Origin of the sequence: Enterobacter cloacae, from assembly GCF_013375935.1 — a bacterium.
GTDB classification, from domain to species: Bacteria; Pseudomonadota; Gammaproteobacteria; order Enterobacterales; family Enterobacteriaceae; genus Enterobacter; species Enterobacter pasteurii.
This window is the reverse complement of the sequence record NZ_CP056117.1, coordinates 620,968-646,002: the sequence shown is the minus strand read 5'-3', so window position 1 is coordinate 646,002 and position 25,035 is coordinate 620,968. Positions and strand designations below refer to the sequence as shown.

Here is a 25,035-nt window from a genome sequence, read left to right as displayed (position 1 = left end):
TTTTATTAGCATCCTGCGGCAATGTAGTCGCCGCCGGCGCTGACGGGGATCACCGTCAGGAACAGGACGGTCGCGAAGAGGATAAGAACTATCCCGCCGGCAATTTTGACCAGCGGAACCATCCCGCTCAGGGAAGATCCGCCGCCAAACCAGGCCACTGTGCGTTCACGGGCGTAACGTACCGCCAGCGACAGGCCCATAATCGACAGCGCCGTGCCCAGCGACATCGTCATTACCGCAGCAATGCCCCAGCTGATGATGCCAAGCGCATTCGAAAACATCAGAATCATGATTGCGCCACTGCACGGGCGCGCGCCAATTGCCAGCACTACTCCCAGACGGGTTTTCCAGTCGCTTTTTGCGAGATCTACCCCCACGCCGTGATGGCCGCAGCCGCAATGCTCATCGTGCTGGTGAAGCGGCGTGAGCGTGTTAATCGTCAATTTGCGCGGGCGCAGGCTTTTCAAGGCCTGATAAATGATAAACGCCCCGAAGGCGGCAATCAGTACGGCGCTGATTTTCTCGACGTACCACCGGCTGGTGCTGATATCCCCGGATGCGAGGTTTAAGCCCACCGCCAGGATAAAGACAAAGAGGATCGCGCTGACGCCCTGCATCAGGCTACCGATAAACGGTACGACGCGCGCCGCGAGCTGGCTCTCTTTATTGGTGGTGAGATACGTAGCGACGATAAATTTGCCGTGCCCTGGCCCAATGGCATGGAGTACGCCATAAAAGAAAGCGCCGGTTACCAGCCATAGCCCACCGCTGTACTGGTGGTTATTAAGCTGCAACAGATACATCACCAGATAACGGTGCAGAGCGATCTGGGCAGCCAGGCACCACTGAAGAAAAGCATTCCAGTGCGCGTGAAGGGCAAAACCTGCAATGAGTAACACCAGCACGGTGAGTCCGGCTGCAGGGATGCGCCAGTCACGATGAAGACGTTGTGTCGTCATAAGGTTGACCTGCGAGGGAATTATTTGCCGCTAGTATAGTGGATCTTCGCTTTCAATTCGTTGGATCGCACAGGGATCGTCGATGAATTGTGGATAACTCTGTGCGTAAAAGGGTATAAGGCGGGGTTTTGCTGGGGAATACAGCAGTCAGTCATTTTTTTGCAACTTTTCTGTTGCGGTCGCTCGGGAACTCCCTATAATGCGCCTCCATCGACACGGCGGATGTGAATCACTTCACAAACAGCCCGGTAGGTTGAAGAGAAAAAATCCTGAAATAACGGGTTGACTCTGAAAGAGGAAAGCGTAATATACGCCACCTCGCAACGGTGAGCGAAAGCCGCGTTGCACTGCTCTTTAACAATTTATCAGACAATCTGTGTGGGCACTCAAAGTGACATGGATTCTTAACGTCGCAAGACGAAAAATGAATACCAAGTCTCTGAGTGAACATACGTAATTCATTACGAAGTTTAATTCACGAGCATCAAACTTAAATTGAAGAGTTTGATCATGGCTCAGATTGAACGCTGGCGGCAGGCCTAACACATGCAAGTCGAACGGTAACAGGAAGCAGCTTGCTGCTTCGCTGACGAGTGGCGGACGGGTGAGTAATGTCTGGGAAACTGCCTGATGGAGGGGGATAACTACTGGAAACGGTAGCTAATACCGCATAACGTCGCAAGACCAAAGAGGGGGACCTTCGGGCCTCTTGCCATCGGATGTGCCCAGATGGGATTAGCTAGTAGGTGGGGTAACGGCTCACCTAGGCGACGATCCCTAGCTGGTCTGAGAGGATGACCAGCCACACTGGAACTGAGACACGGTCCAGACTCCTACGGGAGGCAGCAGTGGGGAATATTGCACAATGGGCGCAAGCCTGATGCAGCCATGCCGCGTGTGTGAAGAAGGCCTTCGGGTTGTAAAGCACTTTCAGCGGGGAGGAAGGCGGTAAGGTTAATAACCTTGCCGATTGACGTTACCCGCAGAAGAAGCACCGGCTAACTCCGTGCCAGCAGCCGCGGTAATACGGAGGGTGCAAGCGTTAATCGGAATTACTGGGCGTAAAGCGCACGCAGGCGGTCTGTCAAGTCGGATGTGAAATCCCCGGGCTCAACCTGGGAACTGCATTCGAAACTGGCAGGCTAGAGTCTTGTAGAGGGGGGTAGAATTCCAGGTGTAGCGGTGAAATGCGTAGAGATCTGGAGGAATACCGGTGGCGAAGGCGGCCCCCTGGACAAAGACTGACGCTCAGGTGCGAAAGCGTGGGGAGCAAACAGGATTAGATACCCTGGTAGTCCACGCCGTAAACGATGTCGACTTGGAGGTTGTGCCCTTGAGGCGTGGCTTCCGGAGCTAACGCGTTAAGTCGACCGCCTGGGGAGTACGGCCGCAAGGTTAAAACTCAAATGAATTGACGGGGGCCCGCACAAGCGGTGGAGCATGTGGTTTAATTCGATGCAACGCGAAGAACCTTACCTACTCTTGACATCCAGAGAACTTTCCAGAGATGGATTGGTGCCTTCGGGAACTCTGAGACAGGTGCTGCATGGCTGTCGTCAGCTCGTGTTGTGAAATGTTGGGTTAAGTCCCGCAACGAGCGCAACCCTTATCCTTTGTTGCCAGCGGTCCGGCCGGGAACTCAAAGGAGACTGCCAGTGATAAACTGGAGGAAGGTGGGGATGACGTCAAGTCATCATGGCCCTTACGAGTAGGGCTACACACGTGCTACAATGGCGCATACAAAGAGAAGCGACCTCGCGAGAGCAAGCGGACCTCATAAAGTGCGTCGTAGTCCGGATTGGAGTCTGCAACTCGACTCCATGAAGTCGGAATCGCTAGTAATCGTAGATCAGAATGCTACGGTGAATACGTTCCCGGGCCTTGTACACACCGCCCGTCACACCATGGGAGTGGGTTGCAAAAGAAGTAGGTAGCTTAACCTTCGGGAGGGCGCTTACCACTTTGTGATTCATGACTGGGGTGAAGTCGTAACAAGGTAACCGTAGGGGAACCTGCGGTTGGATCACCTCCTTACCTTAAAGAACCTGCCTTTGTAGTGTCCACACAGATTGTCTGATGAAAAGTAAACAGCAAGGCGTCTTGCGATTGAGACTTCAGTGTCCCCTTCGTCTAGAGGCCCAGGACACCGCCCTTTCACGGCGGTAACAGGGGTTCGAATCCCCTAGGGGACGCCACTTGCTGGTTCGTGAGTGAAAGTCACCTGCCGTCATATCTCAAAACTGACTTACGAGTCACGTTTGAGATATTTGCTCTTTAAAAATCTGGATCAAGCTGAAAATTGAAACGACACACAGCTCATGTGTGTTCGAGTCTCTCAAATTTTCGCAAGTCGACGATGAATCGAAAGAAACATCTTCGGGTTGTGAGGTTAAGCGACTAAGCGTACACGGTGGATGCCCTGGCAGTCAGAGGCGATGAAGGACGTGCTAATCTGCGAAAAGCGCCGGCGAGGTGATATGAACCCTTGACCCGGCGATGTCCGAATGGGGAAACCCAGTGCAATTCGTTGCACTATCGTTAGCTGAATACATAGGCTAGCGAGGCGAACCGGGGGAACTGAAACATCTAAGTACCCCGAGGAAAAGAAATCAACCGAGATTCCCCCAGTAGCGGCGAGCGAACGGGGAGCAGCCCGGAGTCTGAATCAGCTTGTGTGTTAGTGGAACGGTCTGGAAAGTCCGACGGTACAGGGTGATAGTCCCGTACACGAAAGCACACTTGCTGTGAACTCGAAGAGTAGGGCGGGACACGTGGTATCCTGTCTGAATATGGGGGGACCATCCTCCAAGGCTAAATACTCCTGACTGACCGATAGTGAACCAGTACCGTGAGGGAAAGGCGAAAAGAACCCCGGCGAGGGGAGTGAAAAAGAACCTGAAACCGTGTACGTACAAGCAGTGGGAGCCTCTTTATGGGGTGACTGCGTACCTTTTGTATAATGGGTCAGCGACTTATATTCTGTAGCAAGGTTAACCGTATAGGGGAGCCGAAGGGAAACCGAGTCTTAACTGGGCGTTAAGTTGCAGGGTATAGACCCGAAACCCGGTGATCTAGCCATGGGCAGGTTGAAGGTTGGGTAACACTAACTGGAGGACCGAACCGACTAATGTTGAAAAATTAGCGGATGACCTGTGGCTGGGGGTGAAAGGCCAATCAAACCGGGAGATAGCTGGTTCTCCCCGAAAGCTATTTAGGTAGCGCCTCGTGAACTCATCTTCGGGGGTAGAGCACTGTTTCGGCTAGGGGGCCATCCCGGCTTACCAACCCGATGCAAACTACGAATACCGAAGAATGTTATCACGGGAGACACACGGCGGGTGCTAACGTCCGTCGTGAAGAGGGAAACAACCCAGACCGCCAGCTAAGGTCCCAAAGTCATGGTTAAGTGGGAAACGATGTGGGAAGGCACAGACAGCCAGGATGTTGGCTTAGAAGCAGCCATCATTTAAAGAAAGCGTAATAGCTCACTGGTCGAGTCGGCCTGCGCGGAAGATGTAACGGGGCTAAACCATGCACCGAAGCTGCGGCAGCGACGCGTATGCGTTGTTGGGTAGGGGAGCGTTCTGTAAGCCGTTGAAGGTGTGCTGTGAGGCATGCTGGAGGTATCAGAAGTGCGAATGCTGACATAAGTAACGATAAAGCGGGTGAAAAGCCCGCTCGCCGGAAGACCAAGGGTTCCTGTCCAACGTTAATCGGGGCAGGGTGAGTCGACCCCTAAGGCGAGGCCGAAAGGCGTAGTCGATGGGAAACAGGTTAATATTCCTGTACTTGGTGTTACTGCGAAGGGGGGACGGAGAAGGCTATGTTAGCCGGGCGACGGTTGTCCCGGTTTAAGCATGTAGGCGGAGGTTCCAGGTAAATCCGGTACCTTTTTAACGCTGAGGTGTGATGACGAGGCACTACGGTGCTGAAGTAACAAATGCCCTGCTTCCAGGAAAAGCCTCTAAGCATCAGGTAACACGAAATCGTACCCCAAACCGACACAGGTGGTCAGGTAGAGAATACCAAGGCGCTTGAGAGAACTCGGGTGAAGGAACTAGGCAAAATGGTGCCGTAACTTCGGGAGAAGGCACGCTGATATGTAGGTGAAGCCCCTGCGGGTGGAGCTGAAATCAGTCGAAGATACCAGCTGGCTGCAACTGTTTATTAAAAACACAGCACTGTGCAAACACGAAAGTGGACGTATACGGTGTGACGCCTGCCCGGTGCCGGAAGGTTAATTGATGGGGTTAGCGGCAACGCGAAGCTCTTGATCGAAGCCCCGGTAAACGGCGGCCGTAACTATAACGGTCCTAAGGTAGCGAAATTCCTTGTCGGGTAAGTTCCGACCTGCACGAATGGCGTAATGATGGCCAGGCTGTCTCCACCCGAGACTCAGTGAAATTGAACTCGCTGTGAAGATGCAGTGTACCCGCGGCAAGACGGAAAGACCCCGTGAACCTTTACTATAGCTTGACACTGAACACTGGTCCTTGATGTGTAGGATAGGTGGGAGGCTTTGAAGCGTGGACGCCAGTCTGCGTGGAGCCAACCTTGAAATACCACCCTTTAATGGCTGGTGTTCTAACGTAGACCCGTAATCCGGGTTGCGGACAGTGTCTGGTGGGTAGTTTGACTGGGGCGGTCTCCTCCCAAAGAGTAACGGAGGAGCACGAAGGTTGGCTAATCCTGGTCGGACATCAGGAGGTTAGTGCAATGGCATAAGCCAGCTTGACTGCGAGCGTGACGGCGCGAGCAGGTGCGAAAGCAGGTCATAGTGATCCGGTGGTTCTGAATGGAAGGGCCATCGCTCAACGGATAAAAGGTACTCCGGGGATAACAGGCTGATACCGCCCAAGAGTTCATATCGACGGCGGTGTTTGGCACCTCGATGTCGGCTCATCACATCCTGGGGCTGAAGTAGGTCCCAAGGGTATGGCTGTTCGCCATTTAAAGTGGTACGCGAGCTGGGTTTAGAACGTCGTGAGACAGTTCGGTCCCTATCTGCCGTGGGCGCTGGAGAATTGAGGGGGGCTGCTCCTAGTACGAGAGGACCGGAGTGGACGCATCACTGGTGTTCGGGTTGTCATGCCAATGGCACTGCCCGGTAGCTAAATGCGGAAGAGATAAGTGCTGAAAGCATCTAAGCACGAAACTTGCCCCGAGATGAGTTCTCCCTGAGACTTTAAGTCTCCTGAAGGAACGTTGAAGACGACGACGTTGATAGGTCGGGTGTGTAAGCGCAGCGATGCGTTGAGCTAACCGATACTAATGAACCGTGAGGCTTAACCTTACAACGCCGAAGATGTTTTGGCGAAGAGACAGACACTCAAATTTCAGCTCTGATACAGATTAACAGAATTTGCCTGGCGGCTTTAGCGCGGTGGTCCCACCTGACCCCATGCCGAACTCAGAAGTGAAACGCCGTAGCGCCGATGGTAGTGTGGGGTCTCCCCATGTGAGAGTAGGGAACTGCCAGGCATCAAATAAGTGAAGAGGCCATCCGGAAGGATGGCCTTTTTGCGTTTGTGCGTTGCACAAACTTCAGCGCGCGTAAGGTACCCACTCATCAATCAATGTCGCCCCCTACCTGAACCCCATCATCTTAGTCTCTCCCTACCGTGCAACATAACTTCTTCTGATACAGGTACGCCCCCCTGGGTTGTGTTACCGGGCATATTTCTCGGCCTATTCTCAACTACTTATGAGTAACATAGACATTAACTGATTCGAAAAAGCTAACTATTGAGCGTATTGGTAGAAGATTCAATACACTATCCCGCTTCACATCCTACCGCATATCCTGTGTTATTAAATATATTCGTATTTTCTTCTACGAATTATCTTAATTGATTTCAGTCCAGGAGAATTATTCCTTTATAAAAACGTCATGAAATTAGGATTAATCATTACTCTTTGCGACATATAACTCCTGCCCTTCGCATTCCCGCGAATTAACAATGCGTATATATTCCACATCAAATGTATTGCTTTGTACTGAAATTTTGATTTGATAGCATTTCTATCAGTTCGAAGAAACGGTGGTAATTAAAAATATGGCGACCTTAAAGATTGCCATAACGTTTCCCGGACAAACAAGGAGTTAATTACAGTCGCGATATATATCGATCGCGGTGTGCTGCCTCCTTATTTCTCAGGATATTAGTACAAACAGGATATTGTTATGAAACTGAATAAAATTGCTATGGCAGTGGCTTTTACCGCCGCTCTGGGATCGGTGTCTGTATTCGCTGACACGACGACAGGCCAAATTGAATTCCAGGGTGAGCTGGTGAACACCGCGTGCGGTCTGGCGCCAGGTTCAAGCCCGGTAAGCGTCGATTTTGGTCAGATTCCTGTTTCTGCGCTGGCTAACGGAGCACACGCCGGAAACGTACACCAGAATATCGAACTGCAACACTGCGATACTACCGTAGCGCAAACGGCTGAAGTGACATATACCCCAACCAGCGTCAACCCAACAGATGCCTCTCTGGCAGCCTTTACCTCGGGAACGGCGTCTGGTGCAGGCATTGGTTTGCGTGACAGCGCCAGTCAGGACGTGGTATGGGGTACGGCAACCACTCCTGTGCAGCTGGTCGATGGCGCTAACGCTATCCCGTTCGTGGCATACGTAAAAGCAGAAAGTACAAGTGCGACTGTAACAGCGGGTTCCTTCCAGTCCACGGTTAATTTCGAGATTGCTTACCAGTAATTCGCACAACGTACAAAGTGCGGGAATATTTCCCGCACTTTTTAAAATTAGCATAATAAAAATCTATTCGTAAAAATATTTTATTTCCGTATTTAGTGCATAACGCATTAAGACGAGAAGACATAAGCACTTATCAGTTTGCTTACGTATTGTAACTAACACAATAAAAATTCGCAGTGGAATACAGGACGTTTTTAATGGATTTGTTCAGGGCGGGGATGATGTCGGGAAAATTAAAAACTAATCTGACGATGATAGCTCTTCTGATCATGACCAGTTGCTATACCGCAATGGCCAGTGCAGAGGAACGTATTGAGTTTAATACCGATGTCCTGGACGCTGCGGACCGCACACATATCGATCTGTCGCGATTTGCGACAGACAACTATGTCACACCGGGAGACTATCTGCTGGATATCCGTATTAACGGTCAGTCGGTAGGGCAAGAGAAAATTCGTTATGTCGAAGCGCCTGGAGAAAAACGTTCATTGCCGTGCATAAGCGGCGAGTTGCTGGACAAACTTGCGCTCAAGGAGGACGCGCGTTTACAGGCTACTCAGATCTACGAGAACTGCTATTCGCTGCATCGTCTGCCAGGGGGCAAAATTAAGCAACTATGCCGGCGTGCTTGATATTACCGTGCCGCAGGCATGGATGAAATATAACGATCCTGACTGGACGCCGCCTGAACGCTGGGATGAAGGTATTGCCGGTCTGATTTTTGATTACAGCCTGAACGGGCAGCTTACCCGTCAGTTAAACGATCATGAAAGCTACAGTGCAATATCGGGGTACGGCCAGGCTGGAGCCAATGTGGGGGGCTGGCGGGTTCGGGGAGAATACCAGACCAGCTATTACAGCCAGGACCATCAATCCGATTTCGACTGGAATCAGATCTACGCTTATCGACCACTGCCGTTGATGGCGGCGAAACTGACGCTGGGTGAGATTTACCTGAACTCACAGGTTTTCGATACCTTACGTTTCACCGGGATCAATCTTGCGAGTGACGAGCGCATGTTGCCACCTGCTCTACAGGGCTATGCGCCTGAGATCCACGGCATTGCCCGCTCAAATGCCAAAGTGACTGTCAGCCAGAGTGGACGAGTGATTTATGAAACCACGGTGCCCGCTGGTCCATTCAATATTCAGGATTTACGCAGCTCGGTACGCGGAACGCTCGACGTACGCGTTGAGGAGCAGGATGGTTCTGTCTCCCTTTTCCAGGTGAACACTGCCAACATCCCGTATCTCACCCGTCCGGGCTACGTACGTTACAACCTCGCTGGTGGTACTCCGTCCCGTTACGACCACTCCCTGAAGGGGCCATCATTCCTCTCCGGCGATTTCTCCTGGGGGATCAGCAACGCCTGGTCGTTGTACGGAGGTTTGCAGTCTTCGGGCGAAGCCTACACGGCGACCTCGCTGGGTATTGGGCGCGATCTGAATGCTTTTGGGGCTATTTCCGTCGATGCCACCGAGTCATGGAGTCGCCAGCCTGACGGTAAACGCCTGAAAGGTACCTCATTCAAGCTCAGTTACGCAAAGACCTTTGATGAATACAACAGCTCAATCACTTTTGCGGGCTACCGTTTCTCGGAGGAAGACTTCCGTTCGATGGCACAGTACCTGGATGAGCGTTATGAAGGTTATGACCAAAGAGGACGTGAAAAAGAGCTCTATACCCTCACCGGAAGTAAAACATTTTGGGCAGGCGAAGCGGGCAAGGCAACAACCCTTTTTCTCACCTGGACTCATCAAAACTACTGGAATAAACGCAGCCAGGATCGCTACGGCCTGTCGGTGGGCCGCGCCTTCCGTATCGGTGATATCAGCGGTATTACCGCCAATCTCTCCGCTTACCGTACCGATTATCAGGGACGCCAGGATGACGCGATATCTTTCTCCCTCTCCGTGCCGATAGGCGATAACACGTGGGGGGGGGGCTGGATATCCAGACCACTAACGGTAAGAGCAGCCCGATGGCCTCATACACCGATAACAGCGACTTCAATAACCTGTGGCGGGTTCGCGCGGGTGCCAGCCAGAACAGCAACGCCAGCGTAGATGGCTATTACCTGCATCGTTCTCAGTTGGCTGAAATTAATACTAATGCCAGCTATCAGCAGAATGAGTTCATGGCGCTAAGCACCACATTGCGCGGCGGTTTTACGGCAACCCGCCATGGAGCGGCTATGCATAACAGCGGGGCAACGATGAATACGGCCCGCGTCATGGTCGATACCAACGGCATTAGCGGTGTGCCGCTTAACGGTGAAAAGTCTCGAACGAACCGCTTCGGTATCGCCGTAGTACCGGACGTGGTGAGCTACAACAGCTTTGATACACGTGTGGATGTCGATGCAATGGACAGCGATATCGAACCGGCAAAATCCATCAGCACGACCACTCTGACGGAAGGCGCCATTGGCTATCAGGCTTTCGGCATCGCGAAGGGGATGAAGATGATGGGTACGGTACGGCTTGCGGACAACAGCGTTCCGCCATTCGGAGCGGAAATTTACAACACCGATGGCGTTAGCGTCGCGATGGTGCTTGAGGACGGTAAGGCCTGGCTTTCCGGCGTCAATGCCAATGAAACCCTGAACGTTTTGTGGGGCGGCAAACAGCAATGCAAGGTCACAATCCCGCCGAGCATAAACAATGGCCATTCGGACACGTTATTGCCGTGCCGTAAAACCCTGTAGACATGTTATCTCACTGTAATAAAGGCCAAAAATGAGCAAGAAAAGACAGAATGGTTATCTGATGGCGGCGTGTGTTTTGAGTATGGTGGGAGGCTGCGCCCAGGCGGGAGTTTCTCTGGATCGGACTCGCCTTATTATTACGGAGAAAGATGCATCATCCAGTGCCAATCTTTCAAATACCAGTCCGGATATTCCTTTCCTCGCTCAGTCGTGGGTGGAGGATGAAAAGGGCAACAAGATCACCTCGCCTCTGATTGTTTTACCGCCGTTACAGCGCATCAACGGGGGGCAAAAAGGGATCGCGCGCGTGACCAAAACGGCCGACATAGACAAATTGCCGAAGGACAGAGAGAGCCTTTTCTATCTCAATGTCAGGGAGATACCGCCTAAGCCGGAAAAGCCCAATACGCTACAGTTGGCTATGCAGTCACGCATTAAGCTGTTTTACCGTCCGGCGTCGGTGATCCCGAAGATGAAGGGAGAAATCTGGCAGGATCAGGTGGTGTTTCATAAAAATGCCGGTCAGATGACAGCACAGAACCCAACGCCTTACTACGTCACAATCCTTAACCTGACCAAAGATGATGGGCAGAAGATCACGCGGTTTCCGGGGATTATGATTGCCCCCAGGTCGAGCCAGCAGTTTGCGATAACAGACCCAAACGTTAGCCAGTTTTCCATGATGTTTGTGAACGATTATGGCGGGCATCCGGCGCTGAAATATCGTTGCGATGGCAATACCTGTAAAGCGTTACCAGCGGCCCAGCAGGGTTAATCAGGAAGGAGCCTGAAGATGCAATATCATTATGCAGCCCTACTGGCGATGTGCGCGCTTGGGGCACCCGGGACGGCATGGTCCGAAGTGGGCGGCGAAATTAAGGCGGTGAATGGCACCTACGAATATCTTATTAATATTAATAATCAGGATATTACCAACAATCAGGTCGGCGCTGTGGTTACGGATGAATTTGACCTGGCAGGGATGTTCCAGGGCCGGGCTTACTGCACGCAGCCTATGGTTAACCAGCCAGTGTATTACACATCGAAGGCGACGCTGACCCAATCTGGAATGACGACGGGTTATCTCAAGCTCAATGAGTATATGGACGTGAAAATTGAGATCTATATCGGCGGTAACCTGCAACAGTACAAAACCGTGCCGTTCGACAGTGTTTCAAACAACGTCAATCAGAACTACTGCAACCCGCCGAGCACCGTCCTGTCCAACCAGTTTGCGTCCGGCGCGAAGGGAAGGGTGACCTTTATGATCACCAGGCCCATTATCAACGGGGTGAATTTACAGGGCTCTGAAATTGCGACACTTTACGGTCGTCTGGGGCCTGGCGTGATGGGGCAAACCCCGCTGTCGCGCGTTACCATCGCCTCCGGCGTCGTCACCGTTCCAGATAAATGCATCGTCAATCAGGGTACGCCTATCGTCGTTGATTTCGGCAACATCCCTGGGACAGGTAGTCGCCTGAACGGTATCAATTACAGTCAGAACGTACCGATACACGTGAAATGCCAGGGCGGCAGTTTTTCTCAGGGAGCACTCAATATCAGGTTGGGGATCCAGCAGGCTAACCCGGCATTTGAAGACGGTAAGTACCTGAGTACGCAGGGAGCAACCGATCGTTCAGAGCTGGGTATTGCGCTGCGCGATACCCAGGGCAACCCCGTGGTGCCAAATACGTTCTATAACGTGCCGGGATTCTCCAACAACCAGGGCGACTGGAACCTGACTGCCGCTCCGGTGGCCAAAAGCGTCACTTCATCGATCCCTGAAGGTGATTTTCACGCGTCTGCAACCGTTGTGGCTGAATTCCAGTAAGGAGGGAATATGCATCGCATGACACTTATCCTCGCCTGTTTGTTGACGGTAGTTTCAGTAGTACCAGCCTGGGCGAAGGCCGAGTTGACCGGTGGCGATCTCAGCTTTAAAGGGGTGGTCATGGCTTACCCGTGCAGTATTGCACCAGAGTCTGAACGCGTGCAGGTCGATTTTGGTGAAATTTCTACAAAATCGTTGTCTGGCAGCGGAAAAACGACGCCCGTACCCTTCACCATTCGATTGCAGGACTGTAATCCGAACGTGTTTGACGCGGTAACGGTAACTTTCAGTGGCGTCGCTAACGCAAACCTGGCGGATCGACTGGCGATCAACGCAACCCCCTCCGGGAATGCGGGAGGGGTTGGGATTGGTCTGCTGGAAGCCGATGAAACGCCCGTGCGTCTGAACGTTGCGACCCGTCCAACCCCTCTTAACGACACGCTAATACGGCTGAGCTTTCTGGCTTTTATTGAAGCCGAGCCGGATGCCTTAACAAATGGAACGATAACCGCAGGGCCATTTACCGCCACTGCCAATTATACATTGAACTATCAGTAGCGGCGTTAACAGGATAGTGACACATGAATCATCAGTATTTTCTTTACGATAAAAACATCTTTTATTCGCAAGGAATTAGAATACTTATTACCAGTTTACTGGCTGAAACGACGGAAGCTTTATATACCGTAACGGATGATTATGAACAGCTTATCACTCAGCTTCAGCGTCGGGTTAATGATGAGTGTTGCGCATGGATCCTCTGTGATGTGGATAGCCTGCCGCGAGAACGGATTCATACATTGCAAATAATGAAGGAATGCTATCAGCATGAAAATAAAAAAATGGTTATTTTATTGGGTAAGCACCATATGCCCATTTTCTTTGCACTTTATGCCATATTCCCAACCGCCCATTGGCTCTTAAAAAGCGAAAGTATGGAAAGCATAACGTTATATTTTAAGGAGCTTCTGCAACACAGGTGTCAGGGATATTGCTTCAGCCCCTCTCTGGTGAGCTATACGCGACGAAAACTCTTTAACCGGGACGTGGAACCTACGATTTCAGGAAATGAGTGGTGGTTAATAGAAGAGTTATTTAAAGGAAAATCACTGTCGCAAATCTCCGGTGAGATTAATGTAGATGTCCGTCGCCTGAGTTATATCAAACGGCATCTAATGAAAAGATTGAATATCAGAAACAACATCGCCTTATTCTCAGCGTTCAGAGGCATGATGCCCTGATCCTGTGAAACATTTTCGGCAGAACGATTTGTCGAATTATCGGTGCAAATTATGGCACTTCAATTAAATCTGAGTAAGGAAATGAATATGAAAAAACTGACAGTAGTCGAAGCAGCTAACGTTGTAGGTGGAACCTGTAAAACCTGCGAAATCACCTATCAGAACGTCACGATCGGTGGCGTAACTTCCTGTAAGCAGATAACCACCTGTACGGATAAACACGGCTGTACCACCTCTATGCAGGATGCTGATTCCAGCAAATGTGGCGGCATCCCGAACCGTTATTAATCGACTCTGGCCTGGGGGATTCCGCCTCCAGGTTTCTTTACTTCTGACGAGAATATACTGGTGACTCAATTTACACGCGTTACGCTTATAGCCTACTCCTTGTTTTTGGTTATGGTTTCAGCGCTGATTACAGTGCTTTATTACCATATTTTTGTCTTTAGTTCTTTTGCAAAAGATGACTCGCAGACCCAGGCGTTTCAGGAAGTCAGCAGCGAACAACTTGCCAAAAGTCCAATAAAAGAACCCTACGGTATTATCGAAGTAATGTCTTATGGCTGCCATTATTGTGCAGCGAACGAAGACAATCTGACTGAATTTTCACGGGCTCTGCCGCAGGGCAGCACATTTACCGCTATACATATCGCAGGTGATAATAATGGCCTTGCCGTCTGGGCGCCTGTTTTTGCCACGCTGGAAGCTATGGGGGTAGAAAAGACTGTTCGGGAGAGTGCATATAACACCATTATCACGAAAAACATCGACCTCACCAATGAAAAAAATCTCGACGCCTGGCTGGTAAAAAATCACATCGATGTCAGTAAATTTAAAAATCTGCGTTACAGCAAGGCGGTAAAAGATCGGCTCAACGAAATGACGGCTATTACCGAGCACTATAATATCAGCGCTACGCCGATGTTCATTATTAATAAACGCTATGTAGTTGCTCAGGATAGCGAGTTTCCTACATTTGCACAGCGTATGCTGAAATTGCTTAAAGAGGATAAATAATTTCGTGGTCAGAATTTTTATTCTCTGGAGCGTGTTCGGTTTTAAGAACAGCGCCGAAAGAATTGTCGACCTTCGGCACAGTCTTTCGCGGACCGCGTTATTTCTCCTGCGGAGAATGGTGCGCTACGGACCTCTTCCCGTACTGTTGGTCGTGGCGAAAGGGCTTTGTGCGTTGCGATTGACCGGACGTTTATTTCATCTTCGAAACGCGGTAGCAAACGAAAACTACCGCTGCCTGACGGGTCAAAACGGCCGGATAGACGTGGCCTGGATTGCGGTGCGTCGACGCCTTCTGGAAGAGGCGGCCACCTGGGGGCAAAACGCGGGACTACTTCAGCAAATCCGTGAGTGTACGGCGGAACTGGAAGCGGTGGTTGCACCGCTGCACCAGCAAAAAACGCCCTGTATTCTGGCTCCGCTCCATACGGTTTCGGACGTATTAGCCGCTATCGTCGGTGCCAGCGTTACGCCAGGAAAGGCCTGCGCGTTGGTCTCCTCCAGTGCAGAACTGTATAACGCGCGCGCCCGTGCCCTGGGCGGGATTGCGCTTTCCTACTGCTCTATCCATCAGGAGAACAACGCACTTGCCAGTAGCCTGATGGCGCATATCACTGAAGTCGCCACCGGGCAGCAGAATATGATTATTTTTCCTGATATTTCCCCAGATTACACCCTGCAGGCTGAAGGGAGTCTGGCGGCGAAACTGCCGTGTCGTTTATTCGGACGCAGCGCGAAGCTGCACAGCGGCGTTGTGCGCCTTGCTGGTGCTGTTGCGGCTCAGGTGGTGTTTTACCACCTGAGTTATGACAGCAGGCTGCGCATCCACATTCATCCTCCGGTGAGCAGTCTAAACGTTGCTGGTGTTCTGCCCAGGGTTATCGAATCAACCCTGCGTGAACATCCGCAGGAATGGCTTTTGTGGCACAGCCATTCTCTCTACTTTATTAATCATTAACGATAAACATGACAACCACGATCCCGAATCTGATTTTTCAGGAAGAGACTAACGAGTGCGGGCTGGCATGCGTGGCGATGCTGGCACAAACGCAGGGACAAACAGTTTCTCTGGAAACGCTGCGCGATATTTTTCCGGCATCCGATCACGGCACCTCGCTGGACGCGTTGATGAACATTCTGACACGCCTCGGTATCACGACGACGCCGGTATTATTCGAACACGATGAGCTGAGCGATCTGCCGCTGCCCGCTATTTTACATTATGGCGCGAACCACTATGTCCTGCTGGCATGGCGAAAAGGTAGCCATGTCTGTGTAATGAATCCAGCGATAGGCGAACAGTGGCTGCCTTTCGCTGCGCTTAAGCAGGAGATCAGCGGCTACGCGCTGATCGTTGATCGCGGCCAGGAGCAGACGGCCGAGCCCCATCTTGCGTTACCCACAAAAACGCGAAGCGTGCCGGGGGCGATGAGCCTTCAGGAGACGGCGCAGGTGTCGGGCATTTATCGGCTGATGATATTGACCTTCCTCGTATCGTTGACGCTGTTTCTGATGCCAACGATGGTGAGTGGCGCCATCAACCAGGCGTTCTCAAGCGTAGAAAACAGCGCCTTTCCGTACGGGTGGTTTATGCTGGCGTTTGTGGCGGCTTCCCTGATGGCGCTGGGCGTGCGAGTGCTCAGCGAGCGTTATATCAAACGCTTTGTACTGCTTAACAGCGGCACTGGGTTTTCTCGTTTGCTTCAGAACCCGCTTCGTTTTTTTGAAAGACGTGCTCCGGGGGAGATCTTCAGCCGTTTCACTGCCTGGCAGATGGGCCTGCTACAAAAAATTGAGCTGGATAACGGGCTGCGTTCCGACTAGGTGATCGGCACGATCGCCCTGGCAATCATGTTCTGGATCGCCCCTGTACTGGCGGCGATCTCCGCTATCGGTGTCACGGTGATGGGGATCATCAGCGTCTGGGCCGTGATCCGCGACCGCTGGTATACCCAGCAGCTCCAGTTAAAAAGCGCCGCGTTGAATGACTTTTTCATGGAGACCATACAGGGCATTCTGACCGTAAAAACCGCCGCACTGGAAAGCCAGCGGCAGGGACAGTTTGCCGCCTTGAGCCGCGATTTATACGCGTGTCTGCAGCGTCAGAAAGTTTATCAGCAGGTAAAAGAAGGGCTGTATCAGCTTAGCGGAAGCCTGGAGATGGTGGCGTTTATGCTGGTGGTGCTGCCGATGGTCCACAGCAAACAGATCTCCCTTGGCGATTTTTTTGCCTACAGCTTTCTGCGGCAAATCTTCATCTCATATGTGACGCGGATCTTCTACGCCATCATTCAGAAATCGCAATTACACGTGATCGACACCCGTGCTCATGCCCTGTTTGCGCCACGTGAAGAGGAGGCCCGCTCGTCTCTGGCGCTACAGCGACCTGCAGAAAGGGCACCGGATTTGGCTTTCAGGGGATGGTGTTACGGCTACGATCCCGCGAACCCCCTCCTGTCATCCATCTCGTTTTCGTTAGGGGCAGGTGAACACATCGCGATCGTGGGCGGGTCCGGCGCGGGCAAAAGCACCTTATTGCGGCTGATTGCCGGGCTGTTAACTCCGCAGGCGGGCGAATGTTATGCCGCAGGAACTGTACTCCCGGCTGCACAGCTGGCGCACTATGTTTTCCTGCAAAGCCAGGAGGACATTCTGTTTAATACCTCGGTGCGTGAAAACATCACATTATTCGACACGCGCTACCGGACACGCGAGCGTGCACGGATTGAAGCCCTGCTTGATTCCCTTGTGCTGGGTGACGTGGTGCGTGCATTACCGGGGGGGATTGACGCCCTGATCCGCGAAAGTCACGCGGCGCTTTCGCTCGGCCAGCGCCAGCGTCTGTTGCTGGCGCGCGCAATGTACAGTACACGCCCGGTTTTATTGCTCGATGAACCGACCGCCAATCTTGACGATGATACCGCCGCAGTTGTGATGGCGACGATCCACGCGCATTGCCGGAAAAGCGGAAAATCGCTGATCGTGGTCTCCCATAGCGAGCAGGTTCTGACGAACTTTCAGAGGATTTATCAGCTGGCCGCAGGCAAGCTCAGCCTGAGGGAGAGCCGTGATGAAGCCTGATTATCGTTGGGTTGTGCTGAGCTGCATTCTGGTGCTTACCGTTGCGTCAGCAGCAGCCTGGCTGACGATGGACACAACCTCACCGCACGACGCTTTACCGCTGGAAACGATCGGCACCGGCGATATTAAAAAGGTCGTGCTGGTGACGGGGATCCTGAAACCGGCGGTACAGGTTAACGTCGGTGCTCAGGTCAACGGCCAGTTGCGTAAGCTGTACGTTCGCCAGGGAGAAAAGGTAAAAAAAGGGCAACTGCTGGCGGAAATTGATCCGACTTTGCAGGAGTCTGATTTGAAAAACGCACGGGCTCAGCTGGCCAGCGCCAGAGCGCAAAAACTGTCGGCGCAGGCCACGCTGCTGCGTTACCGTCAGGAACGCGACCGCCAGCGGATGATGCTTCGCGACGGCTCGGGGGTGCGCAGCGAGCTTGAGCAGGCCAACGCGCAATATGCTGTGCAGGTGCAGCAGGTCGAGGTGAGCGACGCGCAGATTGCTCAGGCTGAAATGGCGGTGAAAGCAGCGCAGGCCAACCTGAGCTATACCCGCATCGTCGCTCCTGTAGACGGTGAAGTGTTGGGCATCGTGACCCGGGAGGGGCAGACTATTGTCTCTTCGCAAAGCGCGCCGACCATTCTGGTACTGGCGAACCTCGATACGATGCAGGTACAAACGCGCATCTCAGAGGCCGACGTGCAAAAAATACGCCCCGGCCAGCCGCTAAGTTTCTATGTAATAGCTAATCCGGAAAAACGCTACGTCGGCGTCATGGGTTTTGTACAGCCGGCGCCACAGGAGACGCTGGACGGCTCCGGTGAGCGAGGCGCTGGAGGGAACCAGCAGGCGATGGCGGTCTACTACACCGGCACATTTGAAGTGCCTAACGTCGGGCGCGAACTTAAAACGGCCATGACGGCACAGGTATTTATCAAGATTGCCGAGGCCAGAAATGCTCTGCGCGTTCCGGTTGCCGCGCTAGGTCAGGCGCTGGATGCCGGGCGTTACACCGTTACCATCCTTGAAAACGGATTACCGCAACCCCGTGCGGTCCGCATCGGTATCAACGATCGGCAGTATGCAGAAGTGCTGGACGGATTACAGGCGGGCGATCGGGTCGTGCTGGCGCAGGATACGGTGAGGGGATAGCGGATGGAGCCGATTATCGTGCTACGGCGGGTCTGCCGTACCTTTCATGCGGGAACGCAAACGCTGGCGGCGTTGAACAATATTTCACTGACCATCTATCCCGGGGAGATGGTAGCGATCGTGGGGGCGTCCGGCTCGGGAAAGTCCACGCTGATGAATATTATTGGTTGCCTGGACAGGCCTTCCTCGGGCGAGGTACTGATAAACGGCACGCCGGTACATAACGCTGACAGCCTTCATCTGGCCGACCTGCGCAGTCGCTATCTGGGATTCATTTTCCAGCGGTACCACCTGATGCCCTATCTGACGGCGGAAGAAAATATTGCTATCCCTGCGCTGTATACCGCCATGCCTGAACAGGAACGTCACGCACGTACGCACAGACTTGCGCGTCAGCTTGGGCTGGAAGATCGGCTACAGCACCGCCCTGCCCAGCTTTCCGGTGGTCAGCAGCAGCGAGTGAGCGTTTGCCGGGCGCTGATTAACGGCGCGCATGTCATCCTGGCGGATGAACCTACCGGTGCGCTCGACAGCCTCAGCGGCAAGGCGCTAATGGAGGTATTCCACCAACTGCACAGGGCAGGGCATACGGTGATTATCGTTACCCACGATCGCGACGTCGCCCGGCAGGCACAGCGCACTATCGAGATCGGAGACGGACGACTTATCAGCGACGTCCAGCACACCGCTGCTCATGCGTCTGTTCCGTTGCCGGAGCAGGATAACGGGCGCGCGTCGTTACATCGTCGCCTTCACGAATCTGTCCGCATGGCCTGGCGTTCGTTGCTCGGGCACCGGTTGCGTGCGTTTCTCTCTATGCTGGGGATCATCATCGGTATTGCGTCAGTTGTGTCATCAATGGCGGCAGGCGAAGGCGCCCGGCAGGCGATCATGAATGAGATCGGCAAGCTGGGAAACACAACGCTGGAGATCCGACCCGGCACCGGATGGGGCAACACGCGCCCGGACATGGCGCGCGCGCTGTCGCTGGACGACGTGCGCAGCCTGCAGGCTCTTCCCTGGATTATGGGCGTTTCGCCGGTCATCAGCACCACCATGCTGGCCGTTCGCAAGGGCTTAGACTCCTCAATGTTGCTGTCCGGCGTTTCGCAGGACTTTTTCACCCTGCAAGGTCTGCGGTTTGTGCAGGGTAGCGGTTTTACCGCGCGCGATGTTGCTGAAGGTGAACCGGTTCTGATCCTCGATGAAACCGGTCGCGATACGCTGTTTCCCGGTGGAGAAGATCCGCTCAACGAGATCGTGCAGATTGCCGGTGCGCCATGGCGGGTGATCGGTGTTGCATCTCGCCCCGGACCAAAAGTGGTGGGTGGGTTTATGGCCGCATGGGTACCTCATACTGCCTTGCAGCAGCGGCTTACGGGTGAAAAACCGCTGGAATCCCTGGTTCTGCGTTTTCAGCCGCCTCTGGACCCGCATGAGGCGGCACGGCGTGTGGAACATCATCTGCTGCGTGAGCATGGGCGCAAAGATTTCTTTGTTCAGACTGACGATCGGCTGGCGAACGCCATGCAGAAAACCTCTGACTCTATGTCGCTGCTGATAACCGCGATTGCGGCAATCTCCCTGCTGGTGGGCGGCGTCGGGGTGATGAATATCATGCTGGTGTCGGTGACGGAACGGACACACGAGATTGGGATCCGCTTGTCTGTTGGTGCACGCCCCTCAGACATCCTCAACCAGTTTCTGATTGAGGCAGTGATGATTTGCGCCCTTGGAGGCCTGGCAGGGGTTTTCGGATCGTGGTTAGTTGGGCTGCTTTTCGCCTGTGTGACCGACGCGTTCCCAATGGTTTTTACTCTTTTCCCGGTGCTGTTGGCCTGCGGCTTCTCCGCATTGATCGGCCTGACGTTTGGCTATTTTCCGGCGCGCAGCGCGGCCCGCCTCAATCCCACCGAGGCGCTGGCCCGAGAATGAAAAGTCTTCTGATGCTATCGATGCTGTTACTTCTGACGGGATGTGGTGCATTAACCCGCAGCGACTTCCAGCGCCCGCTGCTGTCGTTGCCCACCCAGTGGCCTGCGGCAATGGATAAGAATGCTGAAAGCCGCTGGCGTTTTGACGATCCCCGATTAGCGCGGGTGATTGAACAGGTGCTGGTAAGCAATAACGATCTGGCTGCGGCGGCGATCGCGTTGCAGCAGGCGCGCGTAACGGCGGGGCTCACCCACACTAACATGACGCCTGCCGTCACGATTAGCGGCGCGGCCAGTAACGTCAAAAATGTACGTAGCGGGGGGGCGTCTCAGGAGAGCTACAGCAGCGGTATTTCCATCGCCTGGGAGCTGGATCTGTGGGGAAAACTGGCGCGTATTCGTGAGCAAAGCGAGTGGCAGGCGTTGGCGAGCGAGCAGGATTATCATGCAACGGTGCTTTCTACCATCAGCACCACCGCTCAGCTTTACTGGCGGATCGCCCTCTATAACCAGCAGATCCGTAATCAGCGTGCCGGTCTGGCAATCTCGCAGCAGACCGTTGAGCAGGTCGTATCATGGTTCAACGCAGGGAAGGTCGGTCAGCTTGATGTACTGCAATCCCGACAGGCGCTGCTGACGCGGCAGAATCAATTACGCCTCCTGAACCAGCAGCGGCAGAACGCCCGCAATGCGCTGGCGCTGTTGCTCAACAGACCGGCAGAACAGCACGCGGATGAAGCGACCGTGCTGGATGTGAATCAGCAGGTTCCAGTTGCACAACATACCCCGCTGCGGGTGATTGCCCGCCGGCCTGATATTCAGGCTGCTGAGTCCCGCCTGCGAGCAGCACTGGCAGGCTATGACGCGGCGCGATTGCAGTTCTATCCCGCGCTTTCTCTTGATGCTTCCCTGAATGCCGGAAGTCAGATCTTTAGCCAGTGGTTCCACGATCCTATACGCACAACGGGCACCGCGCTGACGCTGCCCTTTATTCAGTGGAATACCCGACAGCTCACCATCACGCAGGCAGATTTAGCAATAAAACAGGCAGCCATCGCTTTTCGCGCTACCGCCTACAGCGCACTCGCCGAAGTGGACGATGCCATGGAAAACCGATCGAGCGCTGAGGAACAACGCGTTCGGCTTCACCAGTCGCTGACCCTCAGCGAGCGGCGTTTATCCCTGACGCAAAGCCGTTATCGCGCAGGGGCGGTGGATTTTCAGACGCTGTTAAACGCGCAGGACGATCGGCTGAACCTGGAGAATGCCCTTGCGCAGGCTCAATACGACTACCTCTACGCCACGCTGCAGCTCTGGCTGGCACAGGGAGGCGACACGCAATACAGGATGATAAGACATGAAGCGAAATGATGGATATAAGCGGGTGGTGGTGACCGGGTATGGTGCGGTCACCCCACTTGGCGCCACGGCAGATGAGAGCTGGCAGGCAATCATGCGTTATCGCCTGGGCTATCGCTATGTCGATAACTCGGCGCGGAATATTAAAACCTACTTTCTGGGGCTGGTGGACAACGAACCGAGCCTGAGCGGCGTTCCTGCCGTGGTACGGCGTCGGCTGCCACGCTTTGCCCGGCTTACGCTCGGTGCGGCTCGTCAGGCCATGGCAATGGCCTTTGGCGGTGAGCCACCGCAGGAATTCTACAGCCCTTTAGACTGCGGCGCGATCATGGGCACCGGTTGGGGAGGGCTGGACGAAAGCTACCATGCACAGAGTGAGTTTGCGACAAGAGGGCTCGCCTCTCCGTTTACCTGTTTTTATTCCATGCCAAGCGTTACCACCGCTGCCTGTAGTCAATTTTGGGGGCTAAATGGCTATCAGAATACGGTAGTCGCTGCCTGTGCGACGGGAACTATCGCTATTGGTGAAGCGTATGAAGTGATCCGCAGCGGCAGGGCGCAGATGATGCTTGCAGGGGCCGGAGAATCTCTGACAAGCCACTGTGCGATCTGGAACATTGACGTGCTGGGGGCGCTGAGTAAAGAGGCGTCAGATCCTCAACGTGCCAGTTGCCCGTTCAGCGCCCATCGTAGCGGATTCGTATTGTCTGAAGGCGCGGCGGTGCTGTGCCTTGAGGAGCGTGAGGGGGCGATTGCGCGCGGAGCGACGATTTTGGGCGAAGTCACCGGTTACGCCAATTTCTCAGATGCCTGGGATTTTACGTCTCCCGCGGAGGATTGCCTCGCTCGCGAGCACACCATCACCTGTGTACTGCAACAGGCGGGACTACAGCCTGAGCAGCTGGACTATATCAACGCGCACGGCACCTCGACTCCCCTCAATGATATCAATGAAACGCAGTCGCTGAAAATGGCGCTGGGCGATGCGGCCTGGTCTATCCCGGTTTCCAGCACCAAATCGTACACCGGGCACTTAATTTCTGCCGCAGGTACGTTTGAGAGCATCGTCTGCTTACAGGCTATCGGCCACGGTATCATTCCCGCGACGACCAACTATCAGCAGGCGGATGAACGCTGCGATCTGGATTACGTCATTGAAGGCCATCGTGCCGGTAACATCCGCAGAACGCTGAACCTGAGCTTTGGTTTTGGTGGCGCAAACGCGGCACTGATTCTGGAGAAGCACGCATGAGGACGCTGTGTTACAGCCAGCTGGATGCGCGTCAGTGGGCTGCGTTTTCGGGAGATTATAATCCTGTGCATTTTGATAAAGCGTGGGTGAAAGCGCGTGGCGGAAATCAGCTCAGCGTACATGGTATGCGTGCCGCGCTGGATGTGAAACGGTTTATCAGCCCTATGGCCACCAGCGCCCCCTTTCTCAAGTGTACCGTACGTTTTCGCCGACCGCTGTGGCGCGATACCGCCTACCTGATGATGCGCGACGTGAATAAGCGTGATGCTGCTTTTGTGCGCGATCTTTCTGCAAAAGAGCATTACCTCTCGTGCCAAATCGCGCCGGTAAATCTCTTTGCCATTGAACACGAAAAAAGCCAGCGGGAGCTGGGGGCATCGACAATTGTTGCTCTGCATCAGACCTTTTTACCCCTGTTACCCGATGCCCGGCAGTGGCATTTTCTTGATGCGCTGCTGTTTCGTCACCTTCTTCAGGATAGCGCGCTGCTACGTCAGCAGGCCATCGCGGCCATCCTGCCGGTCTGCCACTCGCTGGATATGTTGTTTTCCCGATTTCACGTAGTACAGACCCATCAGGAGGTTATCTTCGACTCTCATCTGCTGGAACCCTGGTCTACGGAGCCATTTTCAGAAAGCCTGGAAATTGAAACGCTGCCCGCCGTGGTGGTCGGCGACCTGGTAAATGGCGCAGCGGTGAGAATCGCTGCGCGTACGCATTATCAACAACGCTACATTAGCAGTGCCGTGACGCTAAAAATCGGCGCCCTGACAAAAGGAAAATAACATGAGCCAATATGAAACCATCTACGACAGCATCGCTGAAATGCTCTGCGATGCGAAAGATCTGGCACCGGAAGCCCTCACGCCGGAGACGACACTGGCTGAACTGGAACCAGATAGCCTGGACTATGTGGAGTTGATGGTGCTGGCGAAACGTGAGTTTAACGTAACGCTCACTGCTGACATGTTTATGACAAAACCACCCGTCACGCTTCGCGACCTGAGCATGCTGATTGCACAGGAAATGGCAGGCTAAGATGGAGAAGAAATGGATGTTGATCACCGGAGGCAGCCGGGGAATTGGTCAGAGCCTGGTGAACCACCTGTTGCCTGAGTGGAATATCGTCTTCACCGGTCGAAATATGGCCGGCATTGACCGCACGCTGCAATACGCGCGCAGCCGCAGTACGTCAAACTGGGTTAAAGGCTACCGCTGCGATGGAAGTGACGAAGCTGGAGTCGAGAAGTTAGCGACGTCATTGCTCAGTGAGTTCGGCGCGCCCTCTGCAATTATTCACAACGCCGGAATGACCATTGATGCGCTGCATATTCACCAGAAAGCACGCGACTGGCATGAGGTGCTGGAAAACAATCTTGTTGCTGTCGTGAACTGGAATCGGATCCTGCTGCCAGCGATGATGATGCAGGGAAGTGGTGCAATCGTCTTTATGTCGTCCGTGACGGCCATAAAGGGCAATAGTGGGCAGACGGCCTATGCGGCCAGTAAGGCGGCAATGATCGGCCTCACGCGTTCACTGGCGCGGGAAGTAGGGCGCTTTGGCATTCGGGTTAACTGTCTGGCTCCAGGCCTGATTGATGGTGAAATGGTTCAGGCTATTCCTGAAACACGGCTGAAAGCCATGCGGCAGAATATTCCCTTGCGGCGACTGGGACGAACGCAGGACGTAGCGCGTGCCGTAGCTTTTCTGATCGGGGAAGGAAGCAGTTACCTCACCGGGCAGACGCTGGTACTGGACGGTGGGTTATCCGCCTGAGGAACAACAACCGCGAGAAGAGG

Annotated in this window: 16 protein-coding genes, 1 tRNA gene, 3 rRNA genes and 2 pseudogenes; 21 read left to right on the top strand and 1 reads right to left on the bottom strand. The window is 53.6% G+C overall.

Going from position 1 to position 25,035, the window contains the following annotated elements:
- Positions 1 to 5: 5 nt before the first annotated feature.
- Positions 6 to 959 carry a nickel/cobalt transporter gene (locus HWQ14_RS03000; protein WP_176608927.1) on the bottom strand — a complete coding sequence of 318 codons (954 nt, stop codon included), beginning with the start codon at positions 957 to 959 and terminating at the stop codon, positions 6 to 8.
- Between the two features lie 492 nt (positions 960 to 1,451).
- On the opposite strand from HWQ14_RS03000, the gene HWQ14_RS02995 reads away from it, so the two are divergent.
- The 21 genes and pseudogenes from HWQ14_RS02995 to HWQ14_RS02895 all read left to right on the top strand — a co-directional run bounded on the left by HWQ14_RS02995 (position 1,452) and on the right by HWQ14_RS02895 (position 25,012).
- Positions 1,452 to 2,993, top strand: a 16S ribosomal RNA gene (locus tag HWQ14_RS02995).
- A gap of 85 nt (positions 2,994 to 3,078) precedes the next feature.
- Positions 3,079 to 3,154, top strand: a tRNA-Glu gene (locus tag HWQ14_RS02990).
- 192 nt (positions 3,155 to 3,346) lie between these two features.
- A 23S ribosomal RNA gene (locus HWQ14_RS02985) occupies positions 3,347 to 6,252 on the top strand.
- A gap of 72 nt (positions 6,253 to 6,324) precedes the next feature.
- Positions 6,325 to 6,440: ribosomal RNA gene (gene rrf, locus HWQ14_RS02980) — 5S ribosomal RNA — on the top strand.
- The 16S, 23S and 5S rRNA genes sit together here with 1 tRNA gene alongside, the layout of an rRNA operon.
- Positions 6,441 to 7,143: 703 nt before the next feature.
- Complete coding sequence (locus HWQ14_RS02975) at positions 7,144 to 7,674, top strand: fimbrial protein (RefSeq protein ID WP_176608926.1); 531 nt, start codon at positions 7,144 to 7,146, stop codon at positions 7,672 to 7,674.
- Positions 7,675 to 7,895: 221 nt separating this feature from the next.
- Positions 7,896 to 10,382 (top strand): annotated as a pseudogene (locus tag HWQ14_RS02970) (fimbria/pilus outer membrane usher protein).
- A 31-nt stretch (positions 10,383 to 10,413) separates the two neighbouring features.
- Positions 10,414 to 11,157, top strand: a complete 744-nt coding sequence (locus HWQ14_RS02965; protein ID WP_245166435.1) for a fimbrial biogenesis chaperone — start codon at positions 10,414 to 10,416, stop codon at positions 11,155 to 11,157.
- A gap of 48 nt (positions 11,158 to 11,205) precedes the next feature.
- Entirely contained in the window at positions 11,206 to 12,213 is a 1,008-nt protein-coding gene (locus tag HWQ14_RS02960) for a fimbrial protein (protein ID WP_413815243.1), read from the top strand.
- Between the two features lie 18 nt (positions 12,214 to 12,231).
- The gene (locus HWQ14_RS02955; RefSeq protein WP_432418036.1) at positions 12,232 to 12,771 is read left to right on the top strand and encodes a fimbrial protein; all 540 of its coding nucleotides are present in this window, start codon (positions 12,232 to 12,234) and stop codon (positions 12,769 to 12,771) included.
- 23 nt (positions 12,772 to 12,794) lie between these two features.
- Entirely contained in the window at positions 12,795 to 13,454 is a 660-nt protein-coding gene (locus HWQ14_RS02950; protein WP_148422642.1) for a DNA-binding response regulator, read from the top strand.
- 87 nt (positions 13,455 to 13,541) lie between these two features.
- Complete coding sequence (locus HWQ14_RS02945) at positions 13,542 to 13,742, top strand: DUF4762 family protein (protein WP_148422641.1); 201 nt, start codon at positions 13,542 to 13,544, stop codon at positions 13,740 to 13,742.
- Positions 13,743 to 13,853: 111 nt separating this feature from the next.
- Positions 13,854 to 14,471, top strand: coding sequence for a DsbA family protein (locus tag HWQ14_RS02940; protein ID WP_176611144.1), 618 nt, complete (start codon positions 13,854 to 13,856; stop codon positions 14,469 to 14,471).
- 4 nt (positions 14,472 to 14,475) lie between these two features.
- Complete coding sequence (locus tag HWQ14_RS02935) at positions 14,476 to 15,426, top strand: ABC transporter (RefSeq protein ID WP_176608923.1); 951 nt, start codon at positions 14,476 to 14,478, stop codon at positions 15,424 to 15,426.
- Positions 15,427 to 15,434: 8 nt separating this feature from the next.
- Positions 15,435 to 17,549: pseudogene (locus HWQ14_RS02930) on the top strand (peptidase domain-containing ABC transporter).
- Positions 17,539 to 18,690: an efflux RND transporter periplasmic adaptor subunit gene (locus HWQ14_RS02925; protein ID WP_176608922.1), complete on the top strand. Its 1,152-nt coding sequence runs from the start codon at positions 17,539 to 17,541 to the stop codon at positions 18,688 to 18,690. The pseudogene HWQ14_RS02930 and the gene HWQ14_RS02925 overlap by 11 nt, the downstream one beginning before the upstream one ends.
- 3 nt (positions 18,691 to 18,693) lie before the next feature.
- Entirely contained in the window at positions 18,694 to 20,625 is a 1,932-nt protein-coding gene (locus HWQ14_RS02920; protein WP_176608921.1) for an ABC transporter permease, read from the top strand.
- The gene (locus tag HWQ14_RS02915; protein ID WP_176608920.1) at positions 20,622 to 21,995 is read left to right on the top strand and encodes a TolC family protein; all 1,374 of its coding nucleotides are present in this window, start codon (positions 20,622 to 20,624) and stop codon (positions 21,993 to 21,995) included. The genes HWQ14_RS02920 and HWQ14_RS02915 overlap by 4 nt, the downstream gene beginning before the upstream one ends.
- Positions 21,982 to 23,235: a beta-ketoacyl-[acyl-carrier-protein] synthase family protein gene (locus HWQ14_RS02910; protein WP_148422635.1), complete on the top strand. Its 1,254-nt coding sequence runs from the start codon at positions 21,982 to 21,984 to the stop codon at positions 23,233 to 23,235. The genes HWQ14_RS02915 and HWQ14_RS02910 overlap by 14 nt, the downstream gene beginning before the upstream one ends.
- Complete coding sequence (locus HWQ14_RS02905) at positions 23,232 to 24,020, top strand: MaoC/PaaZ C-terminal domain-containing protein (RefSeq protein WP_176608919.1); 789 nt, start codon at positions 23,232 to 23,234, stop codon at positions 24,018 to 24,020. The genes HWQ14_RS02910 and HWQ14_RS02905 overlap by 4 nt, the downstream gene beginning before the upstream one ends.
- A gap of 1 nt (position 24,021) precedes the next feature.
- Complete coding sequence (locus HWQ14_RS02900) at positions 24,022 to 24,273, top strand: acyl carrier protein (protein WP_148422633.1); 252 nt, start codon at positions 24,022 to 24,024, stop codon at positions 24,271 to 24,273.
- A gap of 1 nt (position 24,274) precedes the next feature.
- On the top strand, positions 24,275 to 25,012 hold the full coding sequence (locus tag HWQ14_RS02895; protein ID WP_148422632.1) for an SDR family NAD(P)-dependent oxidoreductase: 738 nt from the start codon (positions 24,275 to 24,277) through the stop codon (positions 25,010 to 25,012).
- Positions 25,013 to 25,035 lie beyond the last annotated feature (23 nt).